Below are 15832 nucleotides of genomic sequence, written 5' to 3' on the forward strand. Positions count from 1 at the left end.
TATTTGATTTTAATAAAAAAAAAGAAAGACTAATCCTGTTGGTTAGTCTTTCTCTTTTATAGCTATTCTTATTTTTGGATTAGCTATAATGTATTTAACAATTGGAAACTACATCAAATAGTTTCACGTTTACTGTTCTTTCTTTATCATTTTTTAACTCTGATTACTGTTTGGAATTTCATTTTGCATTAAAAAAACCGTTGGTATAAAAAGTTTCGTTGGATTTTACGCATTCATTTTAATGATTTTTCCATCTTGTATAGTAATCCAATTTGTTTACCGTTGGTGCTACTTTGAATAAATTCTAACCGGTATCAGTGCTTCCCTTTTGGGCTCTTTTTTTCCGAAGTTTAAATTTAGTAACGTACAAAAAAGAGTGATAAAGCTGGTTGTTTGTTTCAATATTCTTTTTTTAAGTTAATAAATCAGTTAGGAACTCATAGTTAGTTTTGCATTGTAAATATTTTACCAATTCCAGAACTAACTTTTCTAAAATTAATAAAAAAAAGTTTTAAGTGATAGAAAAGAAAATGTTTTTTATCAAATTTTAACATTTTAATTGGATTAACGGGAGAAGGATTACCATGAGGAAGTAGGGTAGGTTTTAAAGATTGTTACTTTAGCCAAGGTATCTTAGAAAATGAAAAAAAAATGCTTTAATTTTACGCTATAATAATTTAAACCCATTAAAATGGATTGGATCACTGCAAAAGAATACGAAGATATCACTTATAAAAAATGCAACGGTGTTGCCAGAATAGCGTTCAACAGACCAAATGTCAGAAACGCTTTCAGACCCAAAACTACCTCAGAACTTTTAGACGCTTTTCATGATGCTCAGGAAGACACTTCAATAGGAGTGGTGTTGCTTTCTGCTGAAGGACCAAGCACAAAAGACGGTATTTGGTCATTTTGTAGTGGTGGCGATCAAAAAGCGCGTGGACACCAAGGATATGTGGGAGAAGATGGCTACCATCGTTTGAATATTTTAGATGTGCAGCGTATGATTCGTTTTATGCCAAAAGCCGTTATTGCTGTGGTTCCGGGTTGGGCTGTAGGAGGCGGACATAGTTTGCATGTGGTTTGCGATATGACGCTGGCCAGTAAAGAACACGCTATTTTTAAACAAACGGATGCCGATGTTACCAGTTTCGACGGAGGTTACGGTTCCGCTTATTTAGCTAAAATGGTGGGACAGAAAAAAGCCCGCGAAATTTTCTTTTTAGGGCGTAATTATTCGGCTCAGGAAGCTTTTGAAATGGGAATGGTCAATGCAGTTGTTCCTCATGACGAATTAGAAGCTACCGCTTACGAATGGGCTCAGGAAATTTTGGCTAAATCGCCCACATCTATCAAAATGCTGAAATTTGCTATGAACCTTACCGATGATGGAATGGTAGGACAGCAAGTTTTTGCCGGTGAAGCGACTCGTTTGGCTTACATGACTGAAGAAGCTACGGAAGGAAGAAATGCTTTTCTGGAAAAAAGAAAACCTAACTTTGAAAAGAAATGGTTACCATAGTTCAGTAAGCAGTACACAGTACTTAGTTAGCAGATTTAGAAAAAGTAACTACAAAAAATATAAATGCTTTGTAACTTAGAACCTTAGTTTCTTAGCAACTAAATAAAACAAAATGAAACACTGGATTGAAGCCGCAAGATTGCGCACCTTACCTTTGTCTGTATCAGGAATTATAGTAGGAAGTATGTATGCTCTGGCACATCCTACCGATGAAATATTAACACCAACAGAAGTTTTTAACTGGAGACTTTTTGGTTTTGCTATTCTTACTACTTTAGGATTGCAAATCCTTTCCAATTTTGCCAATGATTATGGAGACGGAATCAAAGGAACTGATAATGAGGATCGCATAGGTCCCAAACGTGCCATTCAAAGTGGCGTGATTACACCTGCCGCGATGAAACGCGCTATTATCATTACCTCATTTTTAACCTTGCTCTCAGCCATTGCATTGATTTATTATGCATTTGGTGATACAAATATCTATTACTCCGTTTTTTATCTTATTTTAGGAATCTTAGCTATTTTATCGGCTATTCGATATACAGTGGGGAATACCGCTTATGGTTATCGCGGTTATGGTGATTTGTTTGTATTTGTTTTTTTTGGATTAGTAAGTACTTTAGGAGTAAATTTTTTGTATTCAAAACAAATAGATTTCGAATTGATTTTACCTGCCATGGCAATTGGATTTTTAAGCGTTGGTGTTTTAAATTTGAACAACATGCGCGATGAAGCTTCTGATAAAAAAGTAGGAAAGAATACAATTGTAGTAAAAATTGGTGGAGAAAAAGCTAAAAAATACCACTATTTTTTAATTGTCAGTGCCATGATTCTAATATTAGGATTTGCATTAATCAGTAATTTTAAGTTCGATCAATATTTATTTTTACTGGCTTACATTCCTTTAACTAATCATTTAATTATTGTGTCTAAAAATAAAGTTCCCAAGGAATTAGATCCGGAGTTAAAAAAACTGGCACTAAGTACATTCTTGCTTTCAGTTTTATTATCGCTTTGTATGATTTATTTTTTTTCAGATATAGTTGTTAACACGCTTTTAGGCGGAAGATAATTTAGTAGTAACTAGTAAAGAGTAAGTTCGTGATTAGTCAAAATTTAATAGACGGCTAATTACTTTTTACTAATTACGAATCACTTAAAAAATAAAATATGAAAATAACTTATTATGGTCACGCTGCTTTAGGGATTAAAGTAGGTGGAAAACACATTATTGTAGATCCTTACATTTCAGCTAATCCCTTAGCTGAACACATTAATATTGATGAGTTAAAAGCGGATTATATTTTGCTTACTCACGCTCACGGAGATCATATTGTAGATGTTGAAGCTATTGCAAAACGTACTGGTGCAGTGATTGTTTCTAATGCTGAGATTGCGGGTTATTATGCTGCAAAAGATTTTCAGACACATCCTATGAATCACGGTGGGAGCTGGAATTTCGACTTTGGAAAAGTAAAATATGTCAATGCGATTCATTCCAGTACTTTTCCTGACGGTACTAACGGAGGGAATCCGGGTGGTTTTGTTATTGAAGGGGAACATAAAAATATTTACATTGCCGGAGATACCGCTTTGACTATGGATATGAAGTTAATCCCAATGCGTACCAAACTGGATTTGGCTATTTTCCCAATCGGGGATAATTTCACTATGGATGTTCAAGATGCTATTCTGGCATCTGATTTTGTGGAATGCGATAAGGTTTTAGGGTATCATTACGATACTTTTGGATACATCAAAATTGATCATAAAAAAGCCATTCAGCAGTTTTTTGATAAAGGCAAAGATTTGATGCTGCTGGAAATAGGCGATAGTATTGAATTGTAATTGCGAGGAACGTTGCTGTAGCTATTTCCTGCTATCCACTACAATCTTAGGCGGCGAACCCCGCCACCTAAGGATTTTCGCTACTATCAGGGCTAGTTTCGTATCGTTAATAAACTAACATCAGTGAAAAAAACAATTTTAGTGCTATTTATTAGCATTTTTTACCAGACTATTTCTGCTCAGAAATCTGGCTACTGGGACAAAGAAAGAGCTACTTACAAAGAAGTTATTGTTTCGGCCAGAGACAGAATCATTGTAGAAACCGATGATTTTCCATCAGGAACCACCGAATTAATTTATAGAATCACGCTTTTGGATGATAACCAGCAAATGGCGGGAAGTTTGGTTTCTATTCTTAAATCCATTCCGGATCCTACAGGAATTAGTCAAGGGTCGGCTGGTGCTGTTTTCCTGATGTCTAAAATCTCAGGAGACGACAAATGCAAATACGCTATTTTTTCCACGAATGAATTGGCAAAAGTCTATAGTTCAAAAGGAGAAATGGCTGAGGCTTGTCTGGCTCAGAATACTGCTGTAAGCAAAGATGCGAAACGGCTTTCTATTGATAAATCTGCTTGCATAAAATCCAATACAACCAAATTGTATTTTGGTTTCGAAAGTTCTAATTGGATTATGAAGCAAAAAATCATTTTGGAAGTTGTGCCTTGGGTGGATGCTAAGTTAAGCCGAGGATGGACATTAGAAAACAGGAAAAACATAATTAGCCAATGCAAAACTTCGGCATTGGCAAGAAAAATGGCAAATTCAGATGATTTCTGCGTTTGTATTGGTGAAAAGATTCAAAAAAAATATACTTTTCAGGAATTTCAAAAACTGCTGCCTATAGAACAGGCAAAAGCATATAAGGATTTTGGAGCAAACTGTTTTGAAGAAACCGGAATTGCAAACACGGTTTTTAATGATTTAAGAACAAAAGCTTCTAATAGTATTTTAAAAGGAGATTATGGCGCTGCAATTAAAAACTACAACGAAATTGTTAATCAAAAGAAAGCAACTGCTTTGGATTACGCTAATTTGGGTTATGTTTATCTTATAACCAAACAATACGGAAAAGCCATTAAATCCCTCAAAGAAGGCGAAAAACTGGATGATACCGAGTTGTTGGTTAAATTGAATTTGGCACACGCTTATTTGCTAAATGGAGAATATGCAAAAGCAAAAACAATTTATAAAGAATATCAAAATCAAAACGTAACCGATAGTGTAAGTTGGACTCAAAAAATAAAAGATGATTATCAGGCTTTCGCGAAAGCAGGAATTCAAAATGAGGATTTTGAGAAGGTTTTGAAGTTGGTTAAATAATTTTTTTACCATTAAGAGATTAAGAAAATTAAGTGTCATGGAATCTGAAGATGAGTTAGAAAAGCGAGGAAATGAAATTAGAAAAAATCTATTTTTGGTATTTATTCCCATTGTTATATTAATAATAGGAAAAGGTGTTTATGATTCTAATTCTTTGGAATACAATAAAAAAAGATATTTTGAAGCTAGAGAAGCTAGTTTTAGTGGCAAAATTATCAAAAAGAGACAAGATGGTGATTATCCCAGAGCTGAAAGATATGTTCTTTTAGATAATTATCATAAAGAAAATGTAGAATTTGGTATTTATTATAAATTAAATATTGGTGATTCTGTATACAAGAAAAAAGATAGTGATTCAGTTTATTTTTGCTTGAAAAATGGAGAAATCCTGATAATTGATTGTAATAGATTTTATAGAGAGAAATATAATAAGTTACTTAAAAATAACTAAAAGAAACTCTGTATTCTTTGCGAAAAAATTTGCGCTCTTTGCTGTCAAAAAAAAACTCTTTACGTTAAAAAAAAATGAAAGCTACCTGTCACAAATACATTCTTAATTTCAAACGTCCATCGGGAACTTCCCGTGGTGTGATGACCGAAAAAGAAACCTGGTTTTTGGTCTTAGAAAAAGACGGAAAACAAGGAATAGGAGAGTGCGGAATTTTAAGAGGATTAAGTGCGGATGACAGACCGGATTATGAAGCTAAATTGCAATGGACTTGTGCTAATATCCAGTTAGGAAAAGAAGTTCTTTGGGAAGCTTTAATAGAATTTCCGTCAATCCAGTTTGGTGTTGAAATGGCTTTCCAGTCTTTAGAGAGTGAAACACCTTTTTTGCTCTTTCCTTCGGCTTTTACTGAAGGTGAAAAATCTATTGAAATTAACGGCTTGATTTGGATGGGAGAACCCGCTTTTATGAAACAGCAAATCGAAGAGAAATTAGCTCAGGGTTTTCGATGTGTAAAACTCAAGATAGGCGCTATAGATTTCGATAAAGAATTGGAATTATTGCGTTATATTCGTAAACATTTTACTGCTGAACAGGTGGAAATCAGGGTTGATGCTAATGGAGCTTTTGGTTTAAATGAAGCTTTAGTTGAACTAAATCAATTATCTGGTTTTGAATTACATAGTATTGAGCAGCCGATTCAAAAAAATAACACTGACAGGATGGCAGAGTTGTGTAAAAGCACTCCTTTTCCAATTGCCTTAGATGAAGAGCTAATTGGAGTCTTTACCTTGGCAGAAAAAGAAGAATTATTGCAAAAAATCAAACCCCAATATATTATTTTAAAACCAAGTTTTGTAGGTGGTTTTAAAGGAACGCAACAGTGGATTTCTTTAGCCGAAAAACATCAAATTGGTTGGTGGATCACCTCCGCTTTAGAGAGTAATATTGGTCTGAATGCCATTTCACAATGGACTTATTTATTACAAAATCCGATGCCACAAGGTTTAGGAACAGGAGCGCTTTATACCAATAATTTTGATTGTCCGCTCGTAGTTTCTCAGGGCGAATTATGGTATAAAAAAGAATTAGAATGGTGTTTTGATTTTGGTCAATTAGACTAAAAAAAACAGTTTTAATTGTCATCTAAAACGCTGATTTGATACCCTGATTCACGAACCAGATTTTGGATAGAATCAACATTTAAATGGTGTTTTTTGCTTTCAACTCTTAAAATATTATCACAGTCTTCCAGATCAAAATTGAAATAACAATTCGTGAAAGTTTCAGACAGCTTTTGTAAAATTAAAGCTGCCTGATTTTTACAAGTAACGTTTGTGCAAAAAACTTCTATCATTTTTAATGTAATTAAAACTTTTTTCAGGGATTCGCAGTATTTATTTTATGATAGTACACATAAGAAACCATCAGCACACCTAAGACAATAAACGGGAAGAAAGCTTCAAAACCTATTCCGTCTACTGCATAATGACTGATAGCTGCAAAAATGAAATCAAAAGTAAATCCGGCATAAGCCCATTCTTTTAATCGTTTTGGTATTTTCGGAATGATTAAAGCGATAACGCCCAGAATTTTGAATACTACCAGTGCATTCCCAAAATATTCCGGATAACCTAGGTGTCTGATTCCTTCTTTTGCCATTTCAGATTGGGATGTTAATGCAGGCATTACACCTTCGAATAAGAAAATAAGGATCGTGGCTGTCCAAAAGATTATTTTATTTTTTTTTGTTGTTATCATTTTTTATTTTTTTAAACATTCATTAAAGTTTCAATATCAAATTTAGTCATTTGCATAAAGGCCTGCATTACTCGTGGCGCTTTTTCCGGATCGGTCATTAATTTCCCTAAGACAGCCGGAACTATTTGCCAGGAAACCCCAAACTGATCAGTAAGCCAGCCACATTGACTGTATGTACCGTTACTGCCTAATTTTTCCCAGTAAAAGTCAATCTCTTCCTGAGTTTCGCATTCGATAACATAAGAATTAGCAGGTGAAAACTGATATTGTGGTCCACCGTTTAATCCCATAAACTGAAATCCATTCAGTTCAAAACGAACTACCATCGGGTTTTCGCTTGTAATTTTCGAATTTGGAAAAATAGAACAATAATATTTGGCTGCAATTTCAGCCTGACCATCAAACCACAAACAAGGATATAATGAATTCATAAGTAATAGATTGGTTTTTCTGATTAAAGTTGCGTCGTCTGAAAAATTTTTTTTCAGTTGTTTGTTAGATTTTTTGTAAGCTGTACATGAATTTTATTTTTCAGGGTGATGATTAAACATCCAGCGGATACCAAAACGGTCCAGACAACAACCCCAGTAATCACCCCAGAACATATCCTGCAATGGCGCAATATCAGAACCACCTTCGGATAACGCATTAAATAAGCGTTCGGTTTCTTCTCGGGTATCAGGCTCCAGATTGATAGTCGTATTATTGCCAATGACTACCTTGTGTCCCATTGATTCCAGCATATCGGTTGCCATGATTTGAGTTCCCCCTAAAATAGGTAAACAAACATGCATTACTTTGTTTCCGTCTTCTTCAGAAAGGGGAGGTTGCCCTTCTTGAGCAGGAATATCTTTATTGTACATTATCGAGCCCACAAATTCAGTATTAAATACTTTTTTGTAGAAATTAAAAGCTTCTTCGGTGTTGCCCTGAAAATTAAGATAGATTGATACTTTTGCCATTTTATTTTAATTTAAATGATTACTAATACTACAAAGTTCTCTTATTTTTATAAAAAAAAGAATGTGTAATAATGACAACAAATAGGGGAATTACGTCAAATAAATATTTTAAACATAAATAAAAAATCAGGAAACGAAGGTCAGTAGGCACACTACTGTTAATGTGGAAGGATATAGAAAAAGCCAATACATTTTCACTGTATTGGCTTTGTTTTTTGAGTTTTAAAGAAAAATTATTTTTTAATTTCCAGATTAGCACTTCCGTCTCCTACTGTTACATTCGTTTCTTTTTTTCCGTCTTTGGTCTGAATATCCACACCTTCGGAACCAACATTAACTGAGGTGCCATCTGCTTCTTTATCCGATTCAGCAGCAGGTACCGGTTCAGCGGGTACTGATTCTGCCTGAGGTGGTGGTGGCGGTGGAGTTTCTTTTTTATCTCTGCAGGAAATAATCGTCAGGACTGTCAACAGGCCTAAAAGCATCGTTAATTTTTTCATTTTGTCGGTTTTATGTTGGTAAATATTAATCTACAAGATAGTAATTTTATTGTTTATAATGAAAGAAACGGTGTTTTTAAATCTTGAAAATACTTTTTACAGGAATGATTATTCTTAAAATATTTGTCGTTTTGATAAATATGAAAAGTAGTATTTAAGTCAAAAAAAAGTATTTTTGATTGTTGAATATAAAATTGAGTCAAATGAAGCATGTTAGTATTTTAGTTCCCGAATCTTCTGTTTTACAAGCTATAGCTGATCCTCAGTATTTATTTTCTACAGTGAATCAGTTTTTGGCTGTAGCCAAATTACAGTCTTTGTTTCAAGTACATTTAGTAGGACTTAAATCGCAGGTTAAACTTAATAATGGTTTATACACGGTAAATCCTACTCACCTGATAGGAGAAATTGAAAAAACAGACTTGATTATTATTCCGGCTCTGTTTGGCGATATGAAGATGGCTATCGATAAAAATGTTGATTTTTTACCCTGGATTAAGGAACACTATGAGAAAGGAACAGAAGTAGCTTCGCTTTGTGTAGGCGCATTTTTGTTAGCTGCTACAGGATTACTGGATGGGAAAAAATGCTCAACGCACTGGGGGTTTCAAAATGAATTTAGAGCCCTGTTTCCGAAAGTTGAAGTGGTAGAAGGGAGTATTCTCACCGAAGAATCCCGTCTTTATTCCAGTGGTGGAGCTAATTCCTATTGGAACCTTTTGTTGCATCTGGTTGAAAAATATACTGACAGACCTACTGCGATTTTAGCTTCTAAATATTTTGCTATAGATATTGACAGAGAAAGTCAGTCGGCTTTTGCATTATTTCAGGGACAAAAAAATCATACTGACGAAGCTGTCAGGAAAGCGCAGGATTTTATTGAAAAAAATATAGAAGAGCGTATTTCAATTGATGAATTAGCGGAGCATGTGTCATTGGGACGCCGAAGTTTTGAAAGACGTTTTAAATCAGTGACTAATAATTCAGTTTTAGAATATATCAATCGGGTAAAAATTGAATTTGCCAAAAGAAATTTCGAAAATAGCCGAAAAAATATCAACGAAGTCATGTTTGAAATTGGTTATACAGATACCAAGTCTTTTCGAACCATTTTTAAAAAAATGACAGGTCTGACTCCTGTTGAATATCGAAATAAATATAATAAGGTAATGATGAATTAGATTTTTTTATGGACTGTATTTTTTAGCTAATTTTCCAATTGTTAATCCCTGAACCAAAATAGAAAAACATACAATCACATACGTAATAGTTACCCAGATTTCTTTGTGATACTCCGGATTTATGGATAAAGCCAATGCAATGGAAATCCCGCCTCTCAAACCTCCCCAGGTTAAGATTAATCTCGTTTTTTGAGTGATTTTTTCTTTGAGACGTACTGAAATCGAGGGAATAAAAATAGAAATATAACGGGTGATAAGAGTAATTCCTAATATAATTATTGCGGCCAAAAGAATTTTCTCGTCCGTTTTTATAACTAATAATTCTAAACCAATTAATACAAAAAGAAGTGCATTGAGAATTTCATCTATTAATTCCCAAAACCCATCCACATATCTTGCTGTTGTGTCGGACATTCCAAGTGCTTTTCCCTGATTGCCCGTTATTAACCCGGCAACAACCATAGCAAGCGGTCCTGATACATGAATGTAATGTGCTAAGGTATAACCGCCCATAACAATCGCTAAGGTTATTAATATTTCGACATGATAATTATCAATACTGGCTATAAATTTAAATCCGGTAAAACCTATTATCAAGCCTAAAAAAATGCCTCCAATAGCTTCCTGACCAAATAACATCAGGATACTGCCAGTGTCCAGATTTGCCCCCGGAGCTGCTAATTTTAATATTGTGATAAATACAACAACAGCCACACCATCATTAAATAAAGATTCGCCGGCAATTATAGTTTCTAAAGATTTTGAAATTCCGGTACTTTTTAAAATGCTTAATACAGAAATTGGGTCAGTAGGAGAAATTAATGCTCCAAACAGCATAGCATGTATCAGTTCTATTTTAAAGCTAATGAAAGTTAAAACATAAAAAGACGAAAATCCAATAATAAAAGTACTAATCAGTACACTGATAGTAGAGAATAATAAAATACTTAATTTTTCATTATTTAAATCTTTGAATTTGATATGTATGGCTCCTGCAAAAAGCATAAAACTAAGCATTCCTTCCAGTAATAATTCGCTAAAATTGATGTTGTACATGGTTGTAGTGACATCATTTGTAAAATCAGGAAAATAATTGCCAAAGATTAATATAAATAATGAAAAGACCAATGAAACCAGCATTAAGCCAATAGTATTAGGTAATTTCAGGTAGCGAAAATTAATGTAAGCAAAAACAGCCGATACTACAATCAGAATTGAAAACAGATGAAATAAATCCATTTTAAAGTTTTATTTGGTTTTAAAATATTTCAGCAAAAACTCAGAATGCATCACATGATTAACCGGACACCACCAAGTTCAGAAATTCGATATGAGAAACGATCTCCGGGGGATCCGATGAACATAAAGTTTTTAGGGATTTTCCACTTTTCAGATAATTCATCAATGATTTCAGGTCCAAAAACGCCTTCTAATTCAATAAATTCAATGTCAATGTCCGGATAAGCTCTGTCTAATACTTTCAGGTCAATAATCAGCGGATCATTGTTAGCACCTTCGAGTTTAATGTTTACAATTTTTAATTTGCGGGTAGTTTCATTATTCTGAACATATTGCATTACTTTATTTAATATAGCTACATCATCGCCTTTAGTAAAAAATACAAATTCCTGAGAAGTAATTTTTGAGTTCAATTTGATTAAATAACGATTACTGAAAATAACTAATTTACGTAATGGATTATAAAAATATTCTAAGGCTTCAATAAGAACCAAAATTAAAAAAGAGCGGTTTAACATGATGGCAATAAATATAAGTGCCGGAACTAAATATTGTAAAAAAGTATAAAAGGAATCTACATTTAACTCAATATTGCCAATAAAAGCTGTTATTACTAAACTTACGGCCAGTACGACAGCAAAACCTCTTGCTTTTTCCGGACGGGGAAGTTTTTTACGTTTGAATTTTAATAATAAATTACCAATACCAAATAAGCCCATCACTGCTAAAAAAGAGAATGTATAAACACCTGCCAGTACAATAATATTGCCTTCAGTGACCACTAAAACGGATACGCAAAGCAGCAGGAAACTGATTATAATTCTGTAATTTGATCCTCTTTTATTTTGTTTTAAAAAGTAATTAGGTAAAATACGGTCTAATGTCATACGATTTAATAACCCTGAAACACCTACAAATGAAGTCAGAACTGCTCCGCAAAGTACTAAAACGGCATCGATAGAAATCAGATAAGCTAACCAGGAACCTCCTGTTGTATGTCCTAAAAAAGCTAATAGAGACTCTTTGTGTTCGCCTACTTCGGTTAAAGGGATGATACAAATAATTAAAAAAGCCAATGCCGGATTAAAAAAACTAACAATCCCCCACATATTTCGTAATGTTTTCGGGAAAACACCCTGTTGTTGCTCTTCGACAAAATTAGCGGAACTTTCAAACCCTGAAATTCCTAACATAGCCGCTGCAAAACCAAGAAAAAGTGCATGGGGAATACCTTCGGAGGTAAGGGGAAGACTCCAGTTAAAATGTAGTGTATCCAGACCATGATTGATTATAAACCAAGCTGAGGCAAAAACCAGCAAACTTAATGTTACTAAGTGAATTATAAAAATGATTACTGCTACAAATGCCGATTCGCCTATTCCTAAAATAGCCAGATAAGTAAAGGCCAGTAATATGACAATTGTGGCTATGGGTACATTAATAAGTGAAAAAATTCCATGAAGATAATGCATGCCTTCAGAAGCAGAGATAACAGCTGTGGCCATATATGACAAGACTGTTAAAGTAGCGGCAAGAGAGGCCATTTTTTTAGAAGAAGTATTTAAAAGAACATTGTAAGCCCCTCCGTTAAGCGGAATAGCACCAACTACTTCCCCGTATATTTTTCTGAATAAAAAAAGCACTACCGCAACAATTAACAATGAAATCCAGGCGTATTGACCGGCATACATAATTGTTAAAGCCGAAACATATAGACAGGAAGAACTGATATCATTTCCGCAAATAGCAGTTGCTTGTAACTCATTTAACTTTTTGTGAATTGTTTCTTTCATTTTAATGTCGTTTATTCTAGATTTTCTAAAGATAGACATTTGATACAAACAGCCCAATAAAAGTACTCAATCCTTAATCATTGTTTTTTAACATAGGACTGTTAAAAAAATATTTAAGAATTAATTTTAAATGAAGTTTCGTTAAAAGTACTAAGCGAAGACTGTGCTTTCATTTGAATTTTTCGTTGCATGTATCCGGTCCATCCAAAAAGAAATCCTGAAAGCCCAAAAGCCTGCCGAGTCCATTTCCAAATGTTAAAATCATCATTTTGCTTAATAATAAGTCCGTCTTTAAAATGAAATACAGAATGAATATTATTTATTATTTTTCGTTTCTTTTTACCAAAAATATAAACTGCTTTCCATTTTACTTCAGCCGTATGCTCATTGATTTTAATGATTTTATACTCAATGTCCGGCTTTTCATAGCTTTTCTGTATGAGCATTTTCCACATTTTTGGAACTTTGTTTGCTGTTAACTTTCCAAATACCGGATCGTGAAATTTTACAGCAGCCGAATAACACCGATCTATTGCAGAGAGATTTCCCTGAGCAATGGAAGTATACAACTGATGTATTGTTTTTTCTGATGAAATCATTTTTTCCCAACTTATAAAACCTTTAAAGGGGTTTTAAATTCGGTATAAATGTAAGAATATATTTCTTTATATTAATTGTCTTAATTAAAAAAAATGAAAATTATTCTCAGGTATTTAAATATATAATTGGGCAATCTCTTTAAATGTTTCAAATGTATTTCGACTGCCTGACTGAGCTGTAGTGAAGTAGGATTGTTTATTAATGGCGGTAAAATTTCCGGTTTGGCTGCTAAAGCTATTAGAATTTCCTTTGATATTAAAGCGTATCGATTCAATATTTGATTTTTTTAATCTGTTCATTTCGGCAGCTGTAAAGATAAAATAGGAATTAAGAGTATTTACGCTATTTTCAAAAAGACCTTTGTCGGTACAACTTATAAAACTGTTATCACTCAGGTAAACATATACTGTTCCGGAAAGTATAAAATCAGTGTTGGTTGTAGCTGCTGAGAGTTTTAAAATACCGCCGTTCTCTGTTCTGGCTATTTGTACCTGAATTTTATTACTTAAGGCATAATTAGGTGTGATAAAACTCCAAGCGGTAGTAGCTTTATAGTTTTGGGATTTAAGTGTCATTATTTCCTGGCTTTCAACTGCAAAAGAAATAAATAAAAACAGTAACAGTATTTTTAATCTCATGATGTTTTTATTTGTTGTAGGTAAAAGTATCGGTCCAATCAGAGGTTTTTATGGCAGAAACAAGATTGTTGTCATTCATAAAAACGCGTAATTCTTTGTTGGCTACTTTTTTAGTATATAAAGCTTTAAATCGGTAAACAGTAGTGTGGTCATCGGTGTTTTGGTATACTTCTGCTAATTGTAAATCTTTAAAAGTACCATACCACTGTCTGAATTTAGTACAGGTTTTAGAAAGTTTTTCAATAGTAATGTTGTTAATGACAGACTGCGTGGCTTCACTGTTGTTAAAGGGTTTGAATTTAGAAGTATTACAAGTCATTAAAACACGTTTTCCTAACTCATAAGCTTTGTTTTTTTGACTGCTGTTAATTTGGGTAGTGGTTAATTTTACAGTTTCAACTTTTTGATGCGCTTTTTTTGATTTACATCCTACTACTGCAATTAGGCTTAAGATTACGATCAGTTTTTTCATTTTAGTTTTTAATTTTTAATAATAAATTTGGGTTTGGGCAATTTTCCATATAAAAATTCAGATCCGATTTACTGCAAACACCAGGATAATCTCCTTTATAAGTTTCCATATTTTTAATAATCTGAAAATGTAAATGGGGAGCATAATCACCATTTTCTGAAGAATTCCCAAGGTTTCCCAGCAGTTCTCCTTTTTTGAACAACATTCCGGTTTTTAAATTTTTTATACTTTCTAACGATAAATGCCCATATAAAGTATAAAAAGTATGATTTTCTAACTTATGTTTTAAGATTATTGTGGGACCATAATCTCCAATGGAATCATTATTTTTAAAACTGTGAACCCAGCCGTCTATTGGGCAAATTACTGCTGTCTCTGCCTGAGTCCATAAATCGACACCAATATGAATGTTGCGCTCTTCAATGGATTCATTTTTAAAATGCTGACTTCTCTGGTATAAGTTCCGCTCTTCAAGATAACCGCCATATGCCACTTTGGAGTTCTGAAGTCTGGCTTGTTGTGCAATGTAATCTTCAACCGCAGCGGCATCAGTTAGATTTACTCCGGCTAAATCAGAATTTGAAACAGATAAATCCAGTAAAAAATAATCTTCTTGTGAATGCACATTGTGTAACAAATGAATGGATTCAATATTTTTTAAAAGATTTTCGATAATGGCTGTTTTTTTTGAAGCTTAAATTAAATAAAAAAAAATCAGCTTAAAAAATTTCAAAGAGATTTATAACTTTTAATTAGGAAAAATGAATGATATTTTTGAAAATTATTCCAAATTTAACTGTAAGGCAAAACAGTTTTTATCTTCTTTGGTAATACTGAAAACAATAACATTATCAGCTACATTTTCATGAATCATTACTTCATCGCGCAGCGAAAGCTCTTTCATGAAATTCATCTCAAAGCTTTTTATTTTTTGTTTTAAGATGATATTTTCATCTACTAAGTCCATGCACCATTCCAGATATTTGACATGATTAACATGGTTAACAATGTCTAAATCTGATAAAATAACAGTTTTGCTAAACACCTCTTCTTTTTCAGGATTAATGTCAATTTTAGAAAAACCTTCCTGAGTGGCTTTTACATCTGGAAATAATTCAAAATGGTCGTGTTCGAGAGTAAGTAATTCAGGGCGGCGTTTCTGAGTATTGAAAACAGCCCAGAAAGTCTCACAACCCACTAGTTTTTTACCATTTACATATATTTCTAATGCACGTACAGAACGTGAATTTTCTAAGCTGTTAATCCACGTTTTTACTGTTACCGTATCTTTCCATTTTGGCAAAGCGCTAATTTCTACACGCATTCTGCTCAAAACCCAGGCCTGGTCAAATTCCTGCATATCTGTAAAACTAATCCCTCCAATTTCAGAATGGGTAGCTGCTGTGAGCTGTAATAAATTACATAATTCAGTATATTTTAAGTAACCATTAGGCAAACATTGTGTGAAATTGATTTCATAGTCTTTGCTTAATATAGAAGTAAAATCAGGTGCTATTGGCATGAAAATTATAATTTCAGATT

Annotated in this window: 19 protein-coding genes; 7 read left to right on the top strand and 12 right to left on the bottom strand. The window is 33.5% G+C overall.

All coding sequences use genetic code 11. From position 1 onward, the window contains the following. The first annotated feature begins 691 nt into the window (after positions 1 to 691). From ABS764_RS00745 to ABS764_RS00770, 6 genes are all read left to right on the top strand, one after another. Positions 692 to 1522: a 1,4-dihydroxy-2-naphthoyl-CoA synthase gene (locus ABS764_RS00745; protein ID WP_073245717.1), complete on the top strand. Its 831-nt coding sequence runs from the start codon at positions 692 to 694 to the stop codon at positions 1520 to 1522. Positions 1523 to 1634: 112 nt separating this feature from the next. Continuing rightward, positions 1635 to 2597: a 1,4-dihydroxy-2-naphthoate octaprenyltransferase gene (menA, locus tag ABS764_RS00750; protein WP_408078955.1), complete on the top strand. Its 963-nt coding sequence runs from the start codon at positions 1635 to 1637 to the stop codon at positions 2595 to 2597. A 98-nt stretch (positions 2598 to 2695) separates the two neighbouring features. Continuing rightward, entirely contained in the window at positions 2696 to 3373 is a 678-nt protein-coding gene (locus ABS764_RS00755) for a metal-dependent hydrolase (RefSeq protein ID WP_408078957.1), read from the top strand. A gap of 123 nt (positions 3374 to 3496) precedes the next feature. Next, positions 3497 to 4696, top strand: a complete 1200-nt coding sequence (locus ABS764_RS00760; protein WP_408078959.1) for a tetratricopeptide repeat protein — start codon at positions 3497 to 3499, stop codon at positions 4694 to 4696. A gap of 37 nt (positions 4697 to 4733) precedes the next feature. Continuing rightward, on the top strand, positions 4734 to 5147 hold the full coding sequence (locus ABS764_RS00765; RefSeq protein ID WP_408078961.1) for a hypothetical protein: 414 nt from the start codon (positions 4734 to 4736) through the stop codon (positions 5145 to 5147). 74 nt (positions 5148 to 5221) lie between these two features. Beyond that, on the top strand, positions 5222 to 6268 hold the full coding sequence (locus tag ABS764_RS00770; protein WP_408078963.1) for an o-succinylbenzoate synthase: 1047 nt from the start codon (positions 5222 to 5224) through the stop codon (positions 6266 to 6268). Between the two features lie 11 nt (positions 6269 to 6279). Here the strand turns inward: ABS764_RS00770 and ABS764_RS00775 are convergent, their stop codons facing one another. From ABS764_RS00775 to ABS764_RS00795, 5 genes are all read right to left on the bottom strand, one after another. Next, positions 6280 to 6501 carry a hypothetical protein gene (locus ABS764_RS00775; RefSeq protein ID WP_408078965.1) on the bottom strand — a complete coding sequence of 74 codons (222 nt, stop codon included), beginning with the start codon at positions 6499 to 6501 and terminating at the stop codon, positions 6280 to 6282. Between the two features lie 23 nt (positions 6502 to 6524). After that, positions 6525 to 6905, bottom strand: coding sequence for a DoxX family protein (locus ABS764_RS00780; RefSeq protein ID WP_408078967.1), 381 nt, complete (start codon positions 6903 to 6905; stop codon positions 6525 to 6527). Positions 6906 to 6916: 11 nt separating this feature from the next. Then, positions 6917 to 7336: a VOC family protein gene (locus ABS764_RS00785; RefSeq protein ID WP_408078969.1), complete on the bottom strand. Its 420-nt coding sequence runs from the start codon at positions 7334 to 7336 to the stop codon at positions 6917 to 6919. Positions 7337 to 7429: 93 nt separating this feature from the next. Then, positions 7430 to 7867, bottom strand: a complete 438-nt coding sequence (locus tag ABS764_RS00790; protein ID WP_408078971.1) for a VOC family protein — start codon at positions 7865 to 7867, stop codon at positions 7430 to 7432. Between the two features lie 233 nt (positions 7868 to 8100). Continuing rightward, a complete protein-coding gene (locus ABS764_RS00795; RefSeq protein ID WP_408078973.1) occupies positions 8101 to 8367 on the bottom strand; it encodes a hypothetical protein in 267 nt (88 codons plus the stop codon). 203 nt (positions 8368 to 8570) lie between these two features. On the opposite strand from ABS764_RS00795, the gene ABS764_RS00800 reads away from it, so the two are divergent. Further along, complete coding sequence (locus ABS764_RS00800) at positions 8571 to 9548, top strand: GlxA family transcriptional regulator (RefSeq protein WP_408078975.1); 978 nt, start codon at positions 8571 to 8573, stop codon at positions 9546 to 9548. 6 nt (positions 9549 to 9554) lie between these two features. Here ABS764_RS00800 and ABS764_RS00805 read toward each other — a convergent pair whose 3' ends face one another. The 7 genes from ABS764_RS00805 to ABS764_RS00835 all read right to left on the bottom strand — a co-directional run bounded on the left by ABS764_RS00805 (position 9555) and on the right by ABS764_RS00835 (position 15812). Then, entirely contained in the window at positions 9555 to 10787 is a 1233-nt protein-coding gene (locus tag ABS764_RS00805; protein ID WP_408078977.1) for a cation:proton antiporter, read from the bottom strand. 50 nt (positions 10788 to 10837) lie between these two features. Then, positions 10838 to 12580, bottom strand: coding sequence for an APC family permease (locus ABS764_RS00810; protein WP_408078979.1), 1743 nt, complete (start codon positions 12578 to 12580; stop codon positions 10838 to 10840). 113 nt (positions 12581 to 12693) lie between these two features. After that, a complete protein-coding gene (locus ABS764_RS00815) occupies positions 12694 to 13179 on the bottom strand; it encodes a nuclear transport factor 2 family protein (protein ID WP_408078981.1) in 486 nt (161 codons plus the stop codon). 114 nt (positions 13180 to 13293) lie between these two features. Next, on the bottom strand, positions 13294 to 13818 hold the full coding sequence (locus ABS764_RS00820) for a hypothetical protein (RefSeq protein WP_408078983.1): 525 nt from the start codon (positions 13816 to 13818) through the stop codon (positions 13294 to 13296). Between the two features lie 7 nt (positions 13819 to 13825). Then, positions 13826 to 14290 carry a hypothetical protein gene (locus tag ABS764_RS00825; protein ID WP_408078985.1) on the bottom strand — a complete coding sequence of 155 codons (465 nt, stop codon included), beginning with the start codon at positions 14288 to 14290 and terminating at the stop codon, positions 13826 to 13828. 1 nt (position 14291) lies between these two features. Then, positions 14292 to 14915: a peptidoglycan DD-metalloendopeptidase family protein gene (locus ABS764_RS00830; protein WP_408078987.1), complete on the bottom strand. Its 624-nt coding sequence runs from the start codon at positions 14913 to 14915 to the stop codon at positions 14292 to 14294. 156 nt (positions 14916 to 15071) lie between these two features. Continuing rightward, a complete protein-coding gene (locus ABS764_RS00835; protein ID WP_408078989.1) occupies positions 15072 to 15812 on the bottom strand; it encodes an acyl-[acyl-carrier-protein] thioesterase in 741 nt (246 codons plus the stop codon). Between the last annotated feature and the right edge of the window lie 20 nt (positions 15813 to 15832).

It is taken from the genome of Flavobacterium plantiphilum, from assembly GCF_046000495.1.
Lineage (GTDB): Bacteria > Bacteroidota > Bacteroidia > Flavobacteriales > Flavobacteriaceae > Flavobacterium > Flavobacterium plantiphilum.

Bases quoted from the DNA above. Each gene is read 5' to 3' on its own strand.
- ABS764_RS00745 (WP_073245717.1), top strand. From the start codon at position 692: ATGGATTGGATCACTGCAAAAGAATACGAAGATATCACTTATAAAAAA.
- menA (WP_408078955.1), top strand. From the start codon at position 1,635: ATGAAACACTGGATTGAAGCCGCAAGATTGCGCACCTTACCTTTGTCT.
- ABS764_RS00755 (WP_408078957.1), top strand. From the start codon at position 2,696: ATGAAAATAACTTATTATGGTCACGCTGCTTTAGGGATTAAAGTAGGT.
- ABS764_RS00765 (WP_408078961.1), top strand. From the start codon at position 4,734: ATGGAATCTGAAGATGAGTTAGAAAAGCGAGGAAATGAAATTAGAAAA.
- ABS764_RS00770 (WP_408078963.1), top strand. From the start codon at position 5,222: ATGAAAGCTACCTGTCACAAATACATTCTTAATTTCAAACGTCCATCG.
- ABS764_RS00775 (WP_408078965.1), bottom strand. From the start codon at position 6,501: ATGATAGAAGTTTTTTGCACAAACGTTACTTGTAAAAATCAGGCAGCT.
- ABS764_RS00780 (WP_408078967.1), bottom strand. From the start codon at position 6,905: ATGATAACAACAAAAAAAAATAAAATAATCTTTTGGACAGCCACGATC.
- ABS764_RS00785 (WP_408078969.1), bottom strand. From the start codon at position 7,336: ATGAATTCATTATATCCTTGTTTGTGGTTTGATGGTCAGGCTGAAATT.
- ABS764_RS00790 (WP_408078971.1), bottom strand. From the start codon at position 7,867: ATGGCAAAAGTATCAATCTATCTTAATTTTCAGGGCAACACCGAAGAA.
- ABS764_RS00795 (WP_408078973.1), bottom strand. From the start codon at position 8,367: ATGAAAAAATTAACGATGCTTTTAGGCCTGTTGACAGTCCTGACGATT.
- ABS764_RS00800 (WP_408078975.1), top strand. From the start codon at position 8,571: ATGAAGCATGTTAGTATTTTAGTTCCCGAATCTTCTGTTTTACAAGCT.
- ABS764_RS00805 (WP_408078977.1), bottom strand. From the start codon at position 10,787: ATGGATTTATTTCATCTGTTTTCAATTCTGATTGTAGTATCGGCTGTT.
- ABS764_RS00810 (WP_408078979.1), bottom strand. From the start codon at position 12,580: ATGAAAGAAACAATTCACAAAAAGTTAAATGAGTTACAAGCAACTGCT.
- ABS764_RS00815 (WP_408078981.1), bottom strand. From the start codon at position 13,179: ATGATTTCATCAGAAAAAACAATACATCAGTTGTATACTTCCATTGCT.
- ABS764_RS00820 (WP_408078983.1), bottom strand. From the start codon at position 13,818: ATGAGATTAAAAATACTGTTACTGTTTTTATTTATTTCTTTTGCAGTT.
- ABS764_RS00825 (WP_408078985.1), bottom strand. From the start codon at position 14,290: ATGAAAAAACTGATCGTAATCTTAAGCCTAATTGCAGTAGTAGGATGT.
- ABS764_RS00835 (WP_408078989.1), bottom strand. From the start codon at position 15,812: ATGCCAATAGCACCTGATTTTACTTCTATATTAAGCAAAGACTATGAA.